Annotated in this window: 9 protein-coding genes, 2 tRNA genes, 4 rRNA genes and 1 pseudogene; 4 read left to right on the plus strand and 12 right to left on the minus strand. The window is 42.0% G+C overall.

Annotated elements, in window-relative coordinates:
- Positions 1-2: 2 nt before the first annotated feature.
- The 3 genes from PTRA_RS12255 to purL form a co-directional block, all read right to left on the minus strand.
- Entirely contained in the window at positions 3-200 is a 198-nt protein-coding gene (locus PTRA_RS12255; protein WP_011328985.1) for a YnbE family lipoprotein, read from the minus strand.
- A 2-nt stretch (positions 201-202) separates the two neighbouring features.
- Positions 203-2,671: an intermembrane phospholipid transport YdbH family protein gene (locus PTRA_RS12260; protein WP_058373988.1), complete on the minus strand. Its 2,469-nt coding sequence runs from the start codon at positions 2,669-2,671 to the stop codon at positions 203-205.
- Between the two features lie 141 nt (positions 2,672-2,812).
- The gene (gene purL, locus PTRA_RS12265; RefSeq protein WP_058374599.1) at positions 2,813-6,703 is read right to left on the minus strand and encodes a phosphoribosylformylglycinamidine synthase; all 3,891 of its coding nucleotides are present in this window, start codon (positions 6,701-6,703) and stop codon (positions 2,813-2,815) included.
- 211 nt (positions 6,704-6,914) lie between these two features.
- On the opposite strand from purL, the gene mltF reads away from it, so the two are divergent.
- Positions 6,915-8,327 carry a membrane-bound lytic murein transglycosylase MltF gene (mltF, locus tag PTRA_RS12270; RefSeq protein WP_058373989.1) on the plus strand — a complete coding sequence of 471 codons (1,413 nt, stop codon included), beginning with the start codon at positions 6,915-6,917 and terminating at the stop codon, positions 8,325-8,327.
- A gap of 191 nt (positions 8,328-8,518) precedes the next feature.
- The gene (locus tag PTRA_RS19140; protein WP_167376939.1) at positions 8,519-8,686 is read left to right on the plus strand and encodes a hypothetical protein; all 168 of its coding nucleotides are present in this window, start codon (positions 8,519-8,521) and stop codon (positions 8,684-8,686) included.
- On the opposite strand, the gene tadA is transcribed toward PTRA_RS19140, so the two are convergent.
- Positions 8,683-9,189, minus strand: coding sequence for a tRNA adenosine(34) deaminase TadA (gene tadA / locus PTRA_RS12275; protein WP_058373990.1), 507 nt, complete (start codon positions 9,187-9,189; stop codon positions 8,683-8,685). The two genes, PTRA_RS19140 and tadA, sit on opposite strands and share 4 nt — an antisense overlap.
- A gap of 178 nt (positions 9,190-9,367) precedes the next feature.
- Here tadA and PTRA_RS12280 point away from each other — a divergent pair, with 178 nt between their 5' ends.
- Positions 9,368-10,672 (plus strand): inosine/guanosine kinase, encoded by a 1,305-nt coding sequence (locus tag PTRA_RS12280; protein WP_011328991.1) that lies wholly within the window; start codon positions 9,368-9,370, stop codon positions 10,670-10,672.
- Between the two features lie 22 nt (positions 10,673-10,694).
- Here the strand turns inward: PTRA_RS12280 and glsB are convergent, their stop codons facing one another.
- The 8 genes from glsB to PTRA_RS12325 form a co-directional block, all read right to left on the minus strand.
- Positions 10,695-11,618 (minus strand): glutaminase B, encoded by a 924-nt coding sequence (glsB, locus tag PTRA_RS12285; RefSeq protein WP_011328992.1) that lies wholly within the window; start codon positions 11,616-11,618, stop codon positions 10,695-10,697.
- A 151-nt stretch (positions 11,619-11,769) separates the two neighbouring features.
- Positions 11,770-11,884, minus strand: a 5S ribosomal RNA gene (gene rrf, locus PTRA_RS12290).
- 66 nt (positions 11,885-11,950) lie between these two features.
- A 5S ribosomal RNA gene (gene rrf, locus PTRA_RS12295) occupies positions 11,951-12,065 on the minus strand.
- A 207-nt stretch (positions 12,066-12,272) separates the two neighbouring features.
- A 23S ribosomal RNA gene (locus PTRA_RS12300) occupies positions 12,273-15,161 on the minus strand.
- 306 nt (positions 15,162-15,467) lie between these two features.
- A tRNA-Ala gene (locus tag PTRA_RS12305) sits at positions 15,468-15,543 on the minus strand.
- A gap of 111 nt (positions 15,544-15,654) precedes the next feature.
- A tRNA-Ile gene (locus tag PTRA_RS12310) sits at positions 15,655-15,731 on the minus strand.
- Positions 15,732-15,807: 76 nt separating this feature from the next.
- Positions 15,808-17,343, minus strand: a 16S ribosomal RNA gene (locus PTRA_RS12315).
- The 16S, 23S and 5S rRNA genes sit together here with 2 tRNA genes alongside, the layout of an rRNA operon.
- A 669-nt stretch (positions 17,344-18,012) precedes the next feature.
- The gene (locus tag PTRA_RS12325; RefSeq protein ID WP_058373992.1) at positions 18,013-18,870 is read right to left on the minus strand and encodes a tetratricopeptide repeat protein; all 858 of its coding nucleotides are present in this window, start codon (positions 18,868-18,870) and stop codon (positions 18,013-18,015) included.
- A gap of 113 nt (positions 18,871-18,983) precedes the next feature.
- Here PTRA_RS12325 and PTRA_RS12330 point away from each other — a divergent pair.
- Positions 18,984-20,365: pseudogene (locus PTRA_RS12330) on the plus strand (M20 metallopeptidase family protein).
- Positions 20,366-20,379: the final 14 nt, after the last annotated feature.

Here is a 20,379-nt window from a genome sequence, read left to right on the forward strand (position 1 = left end):
CCTTAAAATAACTCACTGTCGTCACTAAATAAATTATCGAGTTCTTTATCTACTTTTACACGAATTTCGTGATCAACCTTCACATTTAAATTAATTGTAATAGGCTCTTTAGCAGCTACCTCTACTCGGTGCGTACACGCACCAAGAGCACTTATTGCTGCAAATACAATAAGTACTTTTATGCTTAACGACTGTTTCATCATTAGTTTCCTTTTTGTGAGTATTGTTGCTCAACTTTTTGTGTAATTTCATCACTTAAGCGTAATGCGCGTAATAAAGTAAATATATTTTCTTCATGATTATAATTAAAATTAACTTGCTGCTCTGCTTGCTTATTATAACCTTGCAAATTTACACCAAGCTTTAACCAACCATCACTTTTAAGTGCCACACTGCTATTAAGCTTTTGTATATCAAGATTTTTAAGTAACCCCAATACAGGCTGTAACTCTTGTTGCTGCTGCATAACTGAATCAAATGCGGCATTGTTAGTAATCATTAACTTACCCGTGCCTTGATTACTTAAACTGCCATTTACTACCTCAATCCCCGTGCTATTAAAGTGCACTGGCAAAGTGCCGGCAAAGAGCCCTGAAAGCGTAATCCCCGACTGCTCATCAAGTGTAATAAGTTTACTGGCATCAATGTTTTTAAAGTTAACATTAGCAACTTGCTGCAAGTCATTAAGCGAGTATTTATCAAGACTAAACTCACCATCAAATAACTTTCCTGCAATATCAAACATACGCGTATTATTGTTTTTAACCTGCCAGTTCCCTTTAATGTTTTTAATAACAACACCAGCCCTTAGCTCATTTAAATTAAAGGTAGTGGGTTTTACATTAAGCTGCCCTGAATTATATTCGCCTACAAATTGGCTACTTAAATCGCTAGCAAGGTAATCGTTATAAAGCGCACTTGCGTTGTTTAACTCCATTGCAAACGAGGCGTGTTGTAAATTTACATCCCCGCTGATTCGGCCATTAAACGTTCCTTGTGTAAGCTGCGCTAACGGCTCAAATTGATGAATAAAGGTATTTAATAGCACTATATTTTGTGTAGGTATTACTATTTCAAATGGATGCTCTACCGCCGATATATGATGGTTTACCGCTAATTCAATATCGTTTACAAATACGTGATGCGATGCTTTAAGGGCGCGACTTTGCAATCCTGTGGATGCAACTTTTATATTATTGAGTTTTATAACAGGGCTATTAAATTTATTTATTACAGTATTAGCGCTAAGGTCTGCAAATAATTCACCATGACTTAAATTTGCTTTAGCAGTTATGGTATTGCTTATATCTGTTAATTTAAATTCGTTATATTTTAACGTTTTAAGTAAGGTTTTTAGTGTTATTTGTGCGTTTAAAGCATCATCTAGCTGTGCCGTTAAGCGACCTTGGTATTGCTCTACACTCAGCTGTGCAAAATCAATCTTTGCGGCTGTTAATACACTCGTAGTATTACCACTTGGTTTTCCATCGATTATATTTATTAAATTAAATTGCCCTGAGGCGTTAACTTTATTAGCGCTAATTTTATTACTACTAGTATTGGCAATAAAATCGGGAAGTGAATTAAGCGCAACAGTATAATTACCTTTAAGTGTGTTATTTTTAAGCTCTGCATTAAGCTCAATGTTTTTAATGTCTGGCGTGTTTATACTAACCGCTAACATGCTTTTAAAATCCTGCCAAAAGTTGGTAAAATTAAGCTCTGATCCCATTAGGGTTATTTCAAATTGATTATCTCCTTCGCTCATTATATTTAGCATTGGCAAAATAAGGTGATTATTAGTAATACTAATCACTTTAGGAAGTTTAACCTGCCAATTTAAAGGGATTTGCTCTGCTATAAAATCAGCATAATCACTCGGCAGAATGAGTGAGGTACACGTAGGCGTTAAATTTAATTTATTTTTTAACAAACTAGAATCTAGCTCAACTAATTTACTATTTAAATTAAAATCAATAATTAACCTACCATCAGCTAATGCTACAAGCCGGCACTGCTCCATTGCATATTCAAACTGTGCGTTTATATCGCCATTTAACTGCAGCTCAATACCATCAAAGCTAAATGTTTGCTGAGTATTAAAGCGAATACCTGCAACGGCTGTATTTTCGGTATTTATAAGCTGTTTTAACAAAGAGTCATCAACAGAAAACTGCCCTGTTAGCTTATTATTAGCTAAAATTGCTTTAGCGTTTATATCGCCTGTGATATTAAATTGATTTAAAACGGGTTCTGCTAAATTTATTTTTAGTGGCTTTTTAAAGTCATTACTCTTTATTACCAGCTGTTTTATAGCAATTAATGGACGTTTTTCTGGCAGCGCGAGAGCTAATTTTTTTGCCGCAGGACTACTTTGATTGCTTTTGGGAAGTGGATTTATATTTAATACTGCATGCTCAACAATCACTTGCTTTGTATTTACAGTAATATCGATTAGCTCTAATTGTTGATTTTGATAAGTTAAGCATACTTTGTCGGCATGAACATTTAATTGAGCTGTAACCGAAAAATCTAAGCAACTGAGTGTTATGCCCGCTTTTTCTAATTGCGGTGTTACAGCCCATTGGACTAATGGCAAACGAAATACATAACCAAGCAAAATTATGCTTAGTAATAAACTGCCAATAATTAAACTCACACGCTTAAACATATTATCCTTAATATTAGTGCTAGGTGCTAGGTTCTAGGTTCTAGGTTCTAGGTTCTAGGTAATCATAAACAAAAAAGGCTGCACAAGGCAGCCTTTTTATTATACTCAACTTAAATGAACCTAAATTGAGCAGTAAGGTTATTAACCTACATTTTTACGCGCGTTGCGGAACATACGCATCCACGGGCTATCTTCTCGCCACTCATCTGGGTGCCAAGAGTTAGCAACAGCACGGAATACGCGCTCAGGATGCGGCATCATTACAGTTGCACGCCCATCGGTAGAGGTAATACCTGTAATCCCTTCTGGCGAGCCATTTGGATTTGCTGGGTATTGCGTTGTAGGGTTACCGTAGTTATCTACAAACTTAACCGCTACAGTACCCGAGTCTAATGCTGCTTTAACTGCGTTATCGTTTGCAAATTCAGCATGACCTTCACCGTGCGATACAGCAATTGGCATACGCGAACCAGCCATACCATTAAAGAATACCGATGGATTTTCTTGTATTTCTACTAAGCTAAAACGTGCTTCAAAACGCTCTGACTTATTCGTTACAAAACGTGGCCAATGCTCAGTACCTGGGATCAACTCTTTTAAAGTAGATAACATTTGGCAACCGTTACACACACCTAAACTAAAGGTATCTTCACGGTGGAAAAAGCTTTGGAACTGTTCACGCGCCATGTCGTTAAACAATATCGACTTAGCCCAACCTTCGCCTGCACCTAATACGTCACCGTAAGAGAACCCACCACACGCCACTAAGCCTTTAAACTGCTCAAGCGATAAACGCCCTTCTAGAATATCGCTCATGTGTACATCAATGGCAGCAAAACCAGCACGATTAAATGCGGCAGCCATTTCTAGGTGAGAGTTAACTCCTTGCTCACGTAAAATAGCCATTGGTGGTTTAGCGCCTGTTGCAATATACGGTGCTGCTATATCTTCGTTTAAGTCAAAGTTTAACTTAACGTTTAAGCCTGGATCTTTAACATCAAATTTAGCATCAAATTCTTGCTTAGCACACTCAGGGTTATCGCGACGCGCCTGCATTTGGTACGTTGTTTCTGCCCACATAGTACGCAGCTCTGTACGCGTGTTACTCAGTACGGTATTTTTACCGCGGTTAAATACAATCGCATCGTCGCTATTAAGCGTACCTATAATATGGCTAATTGTCGCTAAACCATGATCTTTAAGTACCGCATTAACTGCATCTAAATCACTATTAGCCACTTGAATAACAGCGCCAAGCTCTTCGTTGTAAAGCGCTTCAATGTCGTTGCCTGTTAAGCCATTAATATCAACCGTTACACCTGTGTGGCCAGCAAATGCCATTTCGGCAACTGTGGTAAATAAACCACCGTCAGAACGGTCATGATAAGCAAGTAACTTACTATCAGCTACCAATGCTTGCATGGCGTTATAAAAGCCTTTTAGTAACTCAGGGCTATCTACATCAGGCGTTATATCGCCTAGTTGCTTATAAACCTGCGCTAAGCTTGATGCGCCCATGCGGTTTTTACCCGCACCTAAGTCAACTAAAATAAGTGATGTTTCGCCTTTGTCGGTACGTAGCTGTGGTGTCACAGTTTTACGTACATCGTCAACACGGCCAAAAGCAGTAATAATTAACGATAACGGTGATGTTACTGATTTCTCTTGTGAATCACCTTCATCTTTCCATGTCGTTTTCATCGACATAGAATCTTTACCTACGGGAATTGTTAAACCTAGCGCTGGGCAAAGCTCTTCACCTATGGCTTTTACTGCTTCATATAAACCAGCATCTTCACCAGGGTGACCCGCTGCTGCCATCCAGTTAGCCGAAAGCTTAATATTTTCAAGGCTACCAATATTTGCACAGGCAATATTTGTTAACGACTCTGCTACAGCTAAACGCGCCGATGCAGCGTAATTTAATAATGCTGCAGGAGTACGTTCGCCCAACGACATAGCTTCACCATGGTAAGTGTCGTATGTAGCAGCGGTTACAGCACAGTTAGCCACAGGCACTTGCCAAGGGCCAACCATTTGGTCGCGCGCGACTAAGCCTGTTACCGAGCGATCGCCAATTGTAATAAGGAAGGTTTTTTCTGCAATAGTGGGTAAGCGTAATAAACGCTGCGCCGCATCTGCTACATTAATATTAGTCACATCAAGTGCTTTACCTACAACCTGCTTTGAGGTTACATCGCGATGCATTTTAGGTGCTTTACCTAATAATACGTCTAGCGGTAAATCAACAGGGTTGTTATCAAAGTGACTATCGGCAACCGTTAAGTGTGGCTCAGCAGTTGCTTCGCCGATTACCGCGTACTGTGCTCGTTCGCGCTTACAAATAGCTTCAAAACGGTCAAAATCTTCAACGCCTACAGCAAGTACATAACGCTCTTGCGATTCGTTACACCAAATTTCGTGTGGTGCCATACCTGGCTCATCATTTGGAATATCGCGTAGTTGAAACTTCCCCCCACGGCCACCGTCATTTACTAGTTCAGGAAATGCGTTTGATAAACCACCGGCGCCCACATCGTGAATAAACGCAATTGGGTTTTCATCACCTAACTGCCAACATTTGTCGATAACTTCTTGGCAACGACGTTCCATTTCTGGGTTTTCGCGTTGTACTGAAGCAAAATCTAAATCTTCATTTGATTGCCCAGACGCCATGCTTGATGCTGCACCGCCGCCTAAACCTATGTTCATTGCTGGGCCACCTAAAGCAATAAGCTTAGCGCCAACAGGAATTTCACCTTTTTGTACATGGTCTGTGCGAATATTACCTAAACCACCGGCAAGCATAATTGGTTTGTGGTAACCACGTACCTCAAGGCCATTATGGCTTGTCACTTGCTCTTCATAGGTACGAAAGTAACCTAACAAGTTAGGACGGCCAAACTCATTATTAAATGCAGCGCCGCCAAGCGGCCCTTCAGTCATAATATCCAAAGCGGTAACAATACGCCCAGGTTTACCAAAATCACTTTCCCACGGTTGCTCGTAACCAGGAATACGTAAGTTAGAAACAGTAAAGCCAACTAAACCAGCTTTAGGTTTAGAACCACGGCCAGTAGCACCTTCATCACGTATTTCACCACCTGAGCCTGTAGCTGCACCTGAAAATGGCGCTATGGCGGTTGGGTGATTATGTGTTTCAACTTTCATCAGTATTTCGATGTCTTCTTGATGATACGCATATTCACCTTGCGCATTAGGGAAGAAGCGCCCCGCTTTTGAGCCTTTCATTACTGCGGCGTTGTCTTTATATGCCGACAATACATTTTCAGGGTTTTTCTCAAAAGTATTTTTAATCATTTTGAACAGCGATTTCGGCTGCTCTTCACCATCAATTGTCCAGTCAGCATTAAATATTTTATGACGACAATGCTCTGAGTTTGCTTGAGCAAACATAAACAATTCGATGTCGTTAGGATTACGGCCTAACTTTATAAAGTTTTCTACTAGGTAATCTATTTCGTCATCTGCAAGGGCAAAACCTTGCTCAACGTTAGCAATTGCAAGCGCTTCTCGTCCACCACTTAAAATGTCTACTGATGACATTTGACGCGGTGCATCACTGCGAAATAGTTGCGCAGCATCTTCAAACTGGCTATGGGTTGCTTCGGTCATACGGTCATGTAATAACGCCGTTACTTGTAAAAGTTGCTCTGCGTTTAGCTCACCTTCAACATAATAAGCAATACCGCGTTCAACACGATGAACCTGCTTTAAGCCACAGTTATGGGCTATGTCGGTTGCTTTAGAAGCCCAAGGCGAAATAGTGCCAGGGCGAGGTGTTACTAATACAAGTTTACCTGCTGGGGTATGCTCAGCAATAGTTGGACCGTAGCTTAATAGTTTTTCAAGCTTGGTTTGCTCAGCGCTACTCAATGGCGATGTTAAATCGGCAAAGTGCGCATATTCTGCATATACGTTGGTGACAGGAAGTTGCGATTGTTGGCAACGCGCTAAAATTTTATTAACTCTGAACTCTGAAAGTGCTGGTGCACCACGAAGGATCAACATAGATAATTTCATCCGGGGTTAGGGATTGAACGATATTTTAGGGCAACATTATAGTCTAAGTAGCACTTAGTTTTAACTCATAATTTCGCTTTTCATAAAATTAACTTTTTTTCTTTATTTACAGTCACTCTAAACGAATAAAACTAAACGCTAAGTGACGTAATGGCTAAGTTTTGCTATAACGGGGATTAGGGCGTTAAAGAGGCAAACAATGTTGAAAGAAAAACTAATCATAATTATTACTTTAGTTATGCTGTTGTGTGCATGCGATATACAAGAGCAGTCGACTCAACTTGCCCAAATAAAAGCGCAAAACAAAATTAGAGTGGGTACATTAGCCAGTGCCAGTAACTATTATCAGGCAGTACAAGGTGAACAAGGCTTTGAATATGAGCTTTCTCAGGCCTTTGCAGACTATTTAGGTGTAGAGCTTGAAATTGTTCCATTTTTTAATTTATCAGACATGTTTGCACGTCTACAAAGCGGCGATCTCGATTTAATTGCTTCAGGCCTTACCTATAATAAAACACGTGCGCAACAATATCGTTTTGGCCCAACCTACCGAACCATTAGTCAAAAACTAGTGTATAAACAAGGTATAGAGCGACCACGCGACTATGATGATTTAACTGGTAATCTCATGGTTATAGCTAAAAGTAGTCACTCACTTACTTTACAAAAAGTAAAAAAAAGCAACCCAGAACTTAACTGGAGCGAAACCGAAGAATTTGACGAAGAAGAGTTACTACAAGCCGTTATTGATGGCGAAATAGATTACACCTTAGCCGACACCCACACGTTATCGTTATTTCGTCGTTATCATCCTAATTTAAGTATTGGTTTTTCAATTACGCATAACGACCCGATCGCGTGGATGCTGCGTAAATCAAATGACGATTCGCTTTATGCTTTATTAGTCCCTTTTTTTGGTGAAGCAAAACAAAATAATCAACTTTATGTACTTGAAGAAAAATACTTTGGTCACGTTCGTCAATTTAACTATGTAAATACTCTTGCCTATATTGAAGCAATAAAAGAAACACTGCCTAAATACCAACCATGGTTTGAACAATATGCAGGAACACTTGATTGGCGTTTACTCGCAGCATTAAGCTATCAAGAGTCTATGTGGAACCCACGAGCAAAATCCCCAACTGGGGTGCGAGGTATTATGATGCTAACCCGCAATACAGCGAAGCAAGTTGGGGTTACTAATAGGTTAGAGCCAGAGCAAAATATTCGCGGTGGCGCAAAATACTTAAGTAAATTAATTAAACGTATCCCCGATCGTATTCCACAACCAGACAGAACCTGGCTCGCACTTGCTGCCTATAATGTAGGCTGGGGACATGTAAACGACGCGCGCATTATTACTAAACAACAAGGCGCAAGCCCTGATAAGTGGGCCGATGTTAAAAAGCGCTTACCATTACTAATTAAAAAACGTTACTACCGAAAAACGCGTTATGGCTATTCTCGAGGTGATGTTGCGGTGAGCTATGTTGATAATATTCGCCGTTATTACGATGCCCTAGTTTGGCTTGATGAAAATAACGCAATAGAAGAAAAACCAGAAGCGCCAGTAGTTACCCCTAATGTTGGGGAAGAGGTTGAAGCAAAATAGCAAATTAACAGGCGATAATAACAACTAATTCATTACTCTAATAAATACGCCCTGAGTAATTAAAAAACTGTTTACTTGTCATCAAATATTCAATAATGTGTGTTAATTATATATTCACATTAATTAATGATAAACATCTGAGTGATTTGGATATAATTTGTGCATTTCTCATTCTTGCATTAGGAGAAAACATGCTAAAACGTAAACGCACGCAAAGATTCAAACGAAAAACAATTAACTCAACAGCAACTCGACGCCGCGTTATGCTGCGTAATTTACATAAAAAAATAATTTGGCGCCGCCGCATGTTTGCAATGCAGAAAATGGCTGAGCTAGATGCTTTAATGGCTGCAAGTTAAAGTTCATTGCTATTACGAGCAGCCTTTTTGGCTGCCTTAATTTGCGCTCTTCTGCGCTTAAAAAAGTCAGATATAATAGTAGCGCACTGCCCCTCTAATACTCCTCCTAATACCTCCACCTGATGATTTAGCTTAGGTTCTTGCAACAAATTCATAATCGAGCCAGCAGATCCTGTTTTTGCATCTGCAGCACCAAACACTAAACGCTTAATTCTACTGTGCACTAATAACCCCGCGCACATAGAGCATGGCTCTAAGGTCACATAAAGCGTGCAATCAATTAAACGATAATTATTAAGTGCTTTACCACCTTTACGTACAGCCATCATTTCAGCATGGGCTGATGGGTCATTATCAGTAATAGAACGGTTATACCCTGCGGCAACAAGCTGATTGTCTTTAACAAGTATGGCCCCAACAGGGATCTCATCTAGTTGTTCTGCTTGCTTTGCGTACGTTAACGCTTGTTGCATCCAATAGTTATCATCAAATGGCTCGTTCATTGAATCTACTTTAATTATTTTTTATGCATGAATTATATCAAGTTAGCTAATTAAAGTGCGTAATTACGGTATATATTGCAAAAATAAAACAAATTAAAACGGTTTATCGTGGCTCCTAAGGGGGGATTCGCGCTATAATCTCACGCTTTTTTTATTTAGCTCACAATACGGGTAGCAAATGAAATTTCCTGGACGTCGCAGGCATAAACATTATTTTCCAGTGGAAGCCAAAGATCCACTAACGAATCAACTTAACGCCACAGAAAGATTACACAGTAGCTATATTACCGGAATCGATCAGATCGTTGTCGATATCGAAGCCAAGGTCGACCAAGCTTTCCTTGATGAATTTAAGCTGCAACGAGGCATGTCACAAGTTATAGATAGTGACGTCACCAACGCCTTATATGAGCGTTTAAAGTTACATGAAATGGTTGACTACGAGTATGCTGGCGGAACCGTTGGTAATACTATGCACAACTATTCAGTACTTGCTGATGACAGATCTGTGCTATTGGGCGTAATGAGTGAAAACATAAATATAGGCAGTTATGCTTATCGCTTTTTATGTAATACCTCAAGCCGCGTAGATTTAGATTACTTACAGCCAGTAGATGGACCAATTGGTCGCTGCTTTACACTTATTGATGAAACTGGTGAGCGCACCTTTGCTATCAGTGCAGGGTTAATGAACCACTTACGCCCTGAATCAATCGATAAAAGCCTTATTGAAAATTCATCTGCGTTGGTGATCAGTGCTTATTTAATGCGCACTCAAGGTGCAGAAACCATGACAGAAGCCACCATACAAGCGGTTAAATACGCTAATGATGCTGGTGTGCCAGTGGTACTTACACTTGGAACTAAATTCTTAATTGAACAAGATCCAACCTGGTGGGCTAACTTTGTTGAAAAGCATGTTGATATTCTTGCAATGAACGAAGAGGAAGGCTTGGCAATTACTGGTTTTGAAGATCCCCTTTTAGCTGCTGATAAAGCGCTTGATTGGGTCGACTTGGTAATTTGTACTGCTGGCGAAAAAGGCTTATTCATGGCAGGTTACGTTGACGAGCAATTAAAACGCGAAACCGAGTACACATTATTACCTGGTGCAATCCCAGATTTTAATCGTTATGAGTTTTCACGTGCTATGCGCAAAGCTGACTGCGATGATCCAATTAGAGCCTATAGCCACACAGCCCCATTTATGGGTGGCCCTGATTCAATCAAAAACACCAATGGTGCTGGTGATTGTGCATTAGCAGCTGTGCTACATGATTTATCTGCCAATGTTTATCATAAAATAAACGTCAGTAACTCAGCAAAACACCAGCAAAAAGCAATTACCTATTCGTCATTGTCACAAATAAGTAAATACGCTAATAGAGCAAGCTTTGAAGTATTAGTGCAACACTCTCCTCGCTTATCGCGTGGTTTACCAGAGCGCGAAGATTGCCTCGAACTAGTCTACTGGGATAAATAATATTTTAAGGAGCTATAACTCCTTAAAATATTGAAATATCGAGTTTTTTAGATAGCAGCTCTAATGCTGCTATCCCCGCCACCGAGTTGCCAAAAGAGTTTAACCCTGGTGACCATACCGCAACCGTAAATTTATTAGGCAATACCGCTAAAACCGTACCAGACACACCAGATTTCCCCGGCATACCTACCCTATAACCAAAATCACCTGCTGCATCATATAAACCACTGGTAAAGAGTAAAGAGTTAAGCTGCTTAGTTTGACGGCTCGGTAACACCCGTTTACCTGAGGTATTATCAATCCCATTATTAGCTAAAAAGTTATACGCTTTTGCCAGCTCAATACAATTTAGTTCAATAGCACAAAAATTAAAGTAAGCCCAAAGCACGTCATCTACTTCGTTTTCAAAGTTACCAAATGACTTCATTAAATGCCCCATAGCCGCATTTCTATGCCTAAACTCATATTCTGAGTTTGCTACTTTTTTATCTATTGCTATACACCTATTCCCCGATAAAGCCCGAAATGTTTCAAGCATAGTATGCATCGGAGCCGATAAGCGGCTGTATAAAGCATCGCAGGTTACAATCGCACCTGCATTAATAAATGGGTTACGAGGTATGCCTTTTTCAAATTCCAACTGAGTAAGCGAATTAAATGCAGTTCCTGATGGCTCTTTCCCCACGCGATGCCACAGTTCATCACCATAACGTTGTAATGCTAGCGTTAATGTCATTACTTTTGATACAGATTGAATAGTGAATTGTTGCGTACAATCACCCGCGCAAAATGTTTCGCCTGAGGTGGTGTAAATAGCAATAGAAAACTGCTCGGGATCAACCTCTGCCAACGCCGGAATATAATCGGCCACTTTACCTTGTGATAATAAAGGAGCTACCTCTTGGGTTATGTCATTCAATACTTGTTGATAATCAGTAGTAGGCAATAGAAACCTCAATTACACGGTTATATAAAGCAGAATTTTAGCATGCAAGCATTAAGTACGCTTTCACTTTTTAAATAGCTTGTGCTTACTTTATAAATTCTAAAAAGCAAAAAACCCGTTACATTGCTGTAACGGGTTTCTTTAATTTAAATCCTGGCAATGTCCTACTTTCACATAGCAAATGCTACACTATCATCGGCGCTGTTTCGTTTCACTACTGAGTTCGGCATGGGGTCAGGTGGGTCCAAAACGCTATTGTTACCAAGAAAATTCGTTTCAATTTTCTTCTTTTTATAATTTATTCAATTTAAAGTCTCTCGACTAAATTTGGAGCCTGGCAATGTCCTACTTTCACATAGCAAATGCTACACTATCATCGGCGCTGTTTCGTTTCACTACTGAGTTCGGCATGGGGTCAGGTGGGTCCAAAACGCTATTGTTACCAAGCAAATATGGTGCAAAGAATTAATGACAAGCACGTAGTGCTACCATTTTCTTTACGCAAGGTGCCTCAACTTTAACGCTACGCGCTAAGAGTCACCTCTAAATTTGGAAAATATCTGATAATATTTTTTAAGTCGTTCTTCAGTAATATCTACTTTAGCAATATTAACTTCTTGCTTGAACTGTCACATAAAACGCGTTTGGCGTTGTATGGTTAAGCCTCACGGGTAATTAGTACAAGTTAGCTTAATGCCTCACAGCACTTCCACATCTTGCCTATCAACGTTGTAGTCTCCAACGGCCCTTCAGAGAGCTTATAGCTCTAGTGAGAAATCATCTCGAGGCCTGCTTCGCGCTTAGATGCTTTCAGCGCTTATCAGTTCCGAACGTAGCTACCGGGCAATGCCATTGGCATGACAACCCGAACACCAGCGGTTCGTTCACTCCGGTCCTCTCGTACTAGGAGCAACCCCTCTCAATTCTCAAACGCCCACGGCAGATAGGGACCGAACTGTCTCACGACGTTCTAAACCCAGCTCGCGTACCACTTTAAATGGCGAACAGCCATACCCTTGGGACCGACTTCAGCCCCAGGATGTGATGAGCCGACATCGAGGTGCCAAACACCGCCGTCGATATGAACTCTTGGGCGGTATCAGCCTGTTATCCCCGGAGTACCTTTTATCCGTTGAGCGATGGCCCTTCCATTCAGAACCACCGGATCACTATGACCTACTTTCGTACCTGCTCGACGTGTCTGTCTCGCAGTTAAGCTGGCTTCTACCATTACACTAACCGTACGATGTCCGACCGTACTTAGCCAACCTTCGTGCTCCTCCGTTACTCTTTAGGAGGAGACCGCCCCAGTCAAACTACCCACCAGGCACTGTCCGTAACCCCGATTCAGGGGCCAACGTTAGAACATCAAAACTACAAGGGTGGTATTTCAAGGTTGACTCCAACAAAACTAGCGTCTCATCTTCAAAGTCTCCCACCTATCCTACACATGTAGGTTCAATGTTCAGTGCCAAGCTGTAGTAAAGGTTCACGGGGTCTTTCCGTCTAGCCGCGGGTACACAGCATCTTCACTGCGATTTCAATTTCACTGAGTCTCGGGTGGAGACAGCGTGGCCATGGTTACACCATTCGTGCAGGTCGGAACTTACCCGACAAGGAATTTCGCTACCTTAGGACCGTTATAGTTACGGCCGCCGTTTACCGGGGCTTCGATCAAGAGCTTCTCCCTAAGGATAACCCCATCAATTAACCTTCCGGCACCGGGCAGGTGTCACACCGTATACGTCATCTTGCGATTTTGCACAGTGCTGTGTTTTTAATAAACAGTCCCAGCCACCTGGTCACTGCGGCTCCCGTCCGCTTAGAGAGCAAGTCTCATCACAGATAGGAGCGTACCTTCTCCCGAAGTTACGGTACGATTTTGCCTAGTTCCTTCACCCGAGTTCTCTCAAGCGCCTTAGTATTCTCTACCTGACCACCTGTGTCGGTTTGGGGTACGATTCCATATAATCTGAAGCTTAGAGGCTTTTCCTGGAAGTATGGCATCAGCAACTTCATCACCTTAGTGACTCGTCTCGTGTCTCAGGTTTAATGTTCGTCCGGATTTACCTAAACAAACGCCCTACTCACTTTCACATGGACTACCAACGCCATGCTTGCTTAGCCTGCTCCGTCCCCCCATCGCAATTATATCGAGTACAGAAATATTAATCTGTTTCCCATCGACTACGCCTTTCGGCCTCGCCTTAGGGGTCGACTTACCCTACCCTGATTAACATGGGATAGGAACCCTTGGTCTTCCGGCGTGGGAGTTTTTCACTCCCATTATCGTTACTCATGTCAGCATTCGCACTTCTGATACCTCCAGCATACCTCCCGGTACACCTTCAACGGCTTACAGAACGCTCCCCTACCACTCATCCTAAGATGAATCCGCAGCTTCGGTGCATAGTTTAGCCCCGTTACATCTTCCGCGCAGACCGACTCGACCAGTGAGCTATTACGCTTTCTTTAAAGGATGGCTGCTTCTAAGCCAACCTCCTGGCTGTCTGGGCCTTTCCACATCGTTTCCCACTTAACTATGACTTTGGGACCTTAGCTGGCGGTCTGGGTTGTTTCCCTCTTCACGACGGACGTTAGCACCCGCCGTGTGTCTCCCGGATATTACTTTACGGTATTCGGAGTTTGCAAAGGGTTGGTAAGTCGGGATGACCCCCTAGCCTTAACAGTGCTCTACCCCCGTAAGTATTCGTCCGAGGCTCTACCTAAATAGATTTCGGGGAGAACCAGCTATCTCCCGGTTTGATTAGCCTTTCACTCCTAACCACAAGTCATCCCCTAACTTTTCAACGTTAGTGGGTTCGGTCCTCCAGTTGATGTTACTCAACCTTCAACCTGCTCATGGCTAGATCACCGGGTTTCGGGTCTATACCTTGCAACTATTCGCCCAGTTAAGACTCGGTTTCCCTACGGCTACCCTAATCGGTTAACCTCGCTACAAAATATAAGTCGCTGACCCATTATACAAAAGGTACGCAGTCACCCAACAAGTGGGCTCCTACTGCTTGTACGTACACGGTTTCAGGTTCTATTTCACTCCCCTCACAGGGGTTCTTTTCGCCTTTCCCTCACGGTACTGGTTCACTATCGGTCAGTTGGGAGTATTTAGCCTTAGATGATGGTCCACCTATATTCAGTCAAAGTTTCACGTGCTCCGACCTACTCGATTTCACTTAAAATGTCTTTTCATGTACGGGACTATCACCCTGTATCGTGGCGCTTTCCAGCAGCCTTCCATTAACACATAATAAGCTTAAGGGCTGTTCCGATTTCGCTCGCCGCTACTTTCGGAATCTCGGTTGATTTCTTTTCCTACGGGTACTTAGATGTTTCAGTTCTCCGCGTTCGCCTCGTTAACCTATGTATTCAGTTAACGATACCTGCAAGCAGGTGGGTTTCCCCATTCGGAAATCCTAGTCTCAAGTGCTTTTTACTAGCTTGACTAGGCTTATCGCAAGTTAATACGTCCTTCATCGCCTCCAACTGCCAAGGCATCCACCGTGTACGCTTAGTCACTTAACCATACAACCCAAACGGGTCTTTGTTGTGTGACAGTTTAACTTCGCCAGAAGTCAATATTGAATACTAAAGTAGATACCAATCAATCAACTCATAAGAGTTAACTAAATGGCACTGAATGGTACTGCTACCATTCTTTTTTTTACTTTTGAAAACTCTTGATAAATACAATGTATCTATCAGAATTTTATTATCAGCTTTTCCAAATTTTTAAAGAGCAAGAGAAATAAAAACTTCTCAAAATTAAACACACTTCATTCTCAGGTCGTTTATGACCCGATAAAGAATATTTATTTTTAAGAAGTAAAGTGGTGGAGCTAAGCAGGATCGAACTGCTGACCTCCTGCGTGCAAGGCAGGCGCTCTCCCAGCTGAGCTATAGCCCCACATATGCTGGTCTTACTGTTTGTATACCGACTTTGCTTCCAGGCAAGGCGTGGGAAATCGACGTTTAGTTTACTAAACGAGATATTCCATAACGATGTATGGGAGTAAAGTGGTGGGTCTGAGTAGATTTGAACTACCGACCTCACCCTTATCAGGGGTGCGCTCTAACCAGCTGAGCTACAGACCCAAACAATAAGTGTTGTTCTCTTTACAATTAACAATCATCTGTGTGGACACTACGAACAAATAAGTTCTAAATCGTATAAGGAGGTGATCCAGCCCCAGGTTCCCCTAGGGCTACCTTGTTACGACTTCACCCCAGTCATGAATCACTCCGTGGTAAACGTCCTCCCGAGGGTTAGACTATCTACTTCTGGAGCAACCCACTCCCATGGTGTGACGGGCGGTGTGTACAAGGCCCGGGAACGTATTCACCGCGTCATTCTGATACGCGATTACTAGCGATTCCGACTTCATGGAGTCGAGTTGCAGACTCCAATCCGGACTACGACGCACTTTAAGTGATTCGCTTACCTTCGCAGGTTCGCAGCACTCTGTATGCGCCATTGTAGCACGTGTGTAGCCCTACACGTAAGGGCCATGATGACTTGACGTCGTCCCCACCTTCCTCCGGTTTATCACCGGCAGTCTCCTTAGAGTTCTCAGCATTACCTGCTAGCAACTAAGGATAGGGGTTGCGCTCGTTGCGGGACTTAACCCAACATCTCACAACACGAGCTGACGACAGCCATGCAGCACCTGTATCAGAGTTCCCGAAGGCACCAAACCATCTCTGGTAAGTTCTCTGTATGTCAAGTGTAGGTAAGGTTCTTCGCGTTGCATCGAATTAAACCACATGCTCCACCGCTTGTGCGGGCCCCCGTCAATTCATTTGAGTTTTAACCTTGCGGCCGTACTCCCCAGGCGGTCTACTTAATGCGTTAGCTTTGAAAAACAGAACCGAGGCTCCGAGCTTCTAGTAGACATCGTTTACGGCGTGGACTACCGGGGTATCTAATCCCGTTTGCTCCCCACGCTTTCGTACATGAGCGTCAGTGTTGACCCAGGTGGCTGCCTTCGCCATCGGTATTCCTTCAGATCTCTACGCATTTCACCGCTACACCTGAAATTCTACCACCCTCTATCACACTCTAGTTTGCCAGTTCGAAATGCAGTTCCCAGGTTGAGCCCGGGGCTTTCACATCTCGCTTAACAAACCGCCTGCGTACGCTTTACGCCCAGTAATTCCGATTAACGCTCGCACCCTCCGTATTACCGCGGCTGCTGGCACGGAGTTAGCCGGTGCTTCTTCTGTCAGTAACGTCACACATGATGGGTATTAACCACCACGCTTTCCTCCTGACTGAAAGTGCTTTACAACCCGAAGGCCTTCTTCACACACGCGGCATGGCTGCATCAGGCTTGCGCCCATTGTGCAATATTCCCCACTGCTGCCTCCCGTAGGAGTCTGGGCCGTGTCTCAGTCCCAGTGTGGCTGATCATCCTCTCAAACCAGCTAGGGATCGTCGCCTTGGTGAGCCATTACCTCACCAACTAGCTAATCCCACTTGGGCCAATCTAAAGGCGAGAGCCGAAGCCCCCTTTGGTCCGTAGACATTATGCGGTATTAGCAGTCGTTTCCAACTGTTGTCCCCCACCTCAAGGCATGTTCCCAAGCATTACTCACCCGTCCGCCGCTCGTCAGCAAAGTAGCAAGCTACTTTCTGTTACCGCTCGACTTGCATGTGTTAGGCCTGCCGCCAGCGTTCAATCTGAGCCATGATCAAACTCTTCAATTAAAAAGTTTTATGTCTTTCGACAGCTCAATGAATTCTGAATTTTTTGTTTTTGTTGCCAAAAACGAATTGACTGTGCGTTATTATTTTCACTTTTAAAAAAAGTAAAATCAAAACAGCTCAAGGCTGAATCTTTTAATAACATATGGTCACTCAGTTTCAATTGAGACTCTAATTTGTTTGCCTCGCTAATTACCCATAAAGAGTAAGCAGTTTGGCTGTTAGAACTCAATCTGTACGAGTGCCCACACAGATGATTGCTTTATATTGTTAAAGAACGTTTTGATTCGCTTTAGCGTCTCAAGGGATGCGTATAATACATCCTTTATTTTTCGAGTCAACACTTTGTTTTAAACTTTCTTTTTGGAAGATTTAAAACCGAAGTTTTATTTAACTCTCTAAGTAGTTCGTGCCTTGCTATGCTTCGGCGTTTCCCTTCTCTGTGGGGTCGCATTATAGGGAGCCGCAGATTTTACGCAAGCGTTTTTATCGCCTTTTTTGCATTTAATTTTTACCCCAAAGATACACAACCCAGACCCACAGGTTACCCACAAAACCCTGTGGATAACTGCGTTTTTTACTCCTTAAACAAGCTCACTGTTATATTGCTATAAACTTAAAATGCAAAAAGCACCTAGATAAGGTGCTTTTAAAAGTAATAGCTATTAAGTTTTAGTACAAAATACTATATAGCTTACGGCGATACTTGGCAGCAAGTGCGTCTCCATCGGGTAAAGAGGCAATAATGGCTAAAAAACTTGGTTTTGCTTCGTTGAAATTCAGATCTTTTTGCAGCACTGTAAATAGTACATCTAATGCTTCTTCTTTTCTGCCGGCTTCATTGAGTAAAACACTTAGCTCTTCTTTTAATTCTAAGTCATTTGGGTACTTTTCTACTTGCTGCTGCTTTTCTTTTATCTCTGGTGAATCTTTTGCTTCAAGCGCAGCTTCGCATTTTGCTTTTATATTATTAAAGTAAGTATCTTGCTCTTGTGCATCTATTGTATTTATTAGTGCTTGCGCTTCATCTACTTTATGAATTTGAATACATATATCTGCAAGTACTAATTTTATACGCGCGTTGCTGTTGTCAATTTCGTAAGCTTGCTTTGCATAATTAAACGCGGCATTTAAATCTGATTTTAATAATGCTTGCTTTGCTTGCTCTAATAGTAGGTCTTGTTGAGCGGGTAAATGTTTAGCTAATGCTTCACGTATTTGTGCCTCAGCTTGGGCACCCGATAATACATCAACGGGTGCTGAGTCTTTTAACAACACCAGTGTGGGGAGTGTTTGTAAACCAACTTGTTGCGCTAATTGCGAAGCCAGAGCTTGCTCTGCATCGCAATCTAAATTTGCTACTACTATATAGTCGTTATATTCAGCGGCTAATTTATCTAATATTGCAGCCTGGTTAATACATTCAGGACTTTGCGCTGAGTAGAAGTTTAGCAGTACCAACTTTTGTTGTGATGTTTCGCCAAGTACTTGCTGAAAATTTTGCGCGTTGATACTAACTATGTTGCTCATTGAATTGATTGCCATATTCATTTATTTAGGTTTTTATATGGTGGTGAACATAATTATTACAAGTCATATATCTAAATCACTTGGATATACATTTATATCAATAAGGGAAAATCATGAAGTTAACTTACTTAGGTGTAGCGCTATTATTAGCTAGCCCTGTATTGGCGGCTAAATCATTAGACTTAAATTTACATAGCAGCATGCCTGCAATAGAAAGCTTTTACCTCGATTTGCATCAATCACCCGAGCTTTCGTACCACGAGCAACAAACCGCAAAAAAAATTGCAGCGCAGTTAAATAAGCTTGGTTTTGAAGTTACAAGCAATGTAGGTGGTTTGGTGTTGTAGGTATTTACAAAAATGGTGATGGCCCGACAGTAATGATACGTACCGATACCGACGGCTTACCTATTACAGAACAAACAGACAAGGCGTATGCTTCTAAAGTAACAGTAATAGATGAGCACGGCGCAAAAGTAGGTGTTATGCATGGCTGCGGTCACGATATACATATGAGCTCATTTATTGGTACTGCTGAACAACTAATAGCTCACAAAGATGCATGGCAAGGCACGCTAATGATGGTGGCACAACCCGCAGAAGAAGTGGGCGGTGGTGCTAAAGCTATGCTAAAAGAAGGTTTATTTAGTAAATATGCAAAACCTGATCACATAATTGCGCTACATGTAAGTGCAAGTGTACCTGCCGGTAAAGTTGCGATGAAAAACGAATATACTATGGCCAGCGTCGATTCTGTTGATATAACTATAAAGGGTAAAGGCGGACACGGAGCTTATCCGCATACCACTATTGATCCGGTTATTATTGCTGCACGCACCGTGCTTGCACTACAAACTATTACGAGTCGTGAGCTTTCACCATTAGAGCCATCTGTTATTACTGTTGGATCTATTCGTGGTGGCTCAAAACATAATGTTATTTCTGATGAAGTAAAGTTACAACTTACATTACGCAGTTATAACCCTGATATTAGAAATGCACAAATTGCAGCAATTAAACGCATTACCGCCGGTATTGCACAAAGTGCAGGCCTTGAGAAAGCGCTCTACCCTAAGGTGCAAGTACATGAGGATGAGTCAATTCCATCTACATATAATAACCCAGCACAAACCAATCTTGTGCGCCAAAGTATTGCCAGCGCCATTGGTGATGATAATGTGCTTGAAACCCTCCCTGTAATGGCAGGTGAAGACTTTGGCCTATATGGCCGCACTGACGAAAATATTCCTATCACACTATTTTGGCTCGGTGGCGTTAACCAAACAAAATATGCAAACGCAATAAAAACAGGCAAAACATTGCCTTCACTGCATTCACTGCATTCACTGCATTCACTGCATTCACTGCATTCACTGCATTCACTGCATTCACTGCATTCACTGCATTCAAGTAAGTTTGCCCCAGACTATAAAGTCGCACTACCAACTGGCATTAAAGCCATGAGTAATGCAGCAGTGGCTTTGTTTAATCAATAGTTTTTTTAATTAAT

The organism is Pseudoalteromonas translucida KMM 520, from assembly GCF_001465295.1.
Classification (GTDB): domain Bacteria; phylum Pseudomonadota; class Gammaproteobacteria; order Enterobacterales; family Alteromonadaceae; genus Pseudoalteromonas; species Pseudoalteromonas translucida.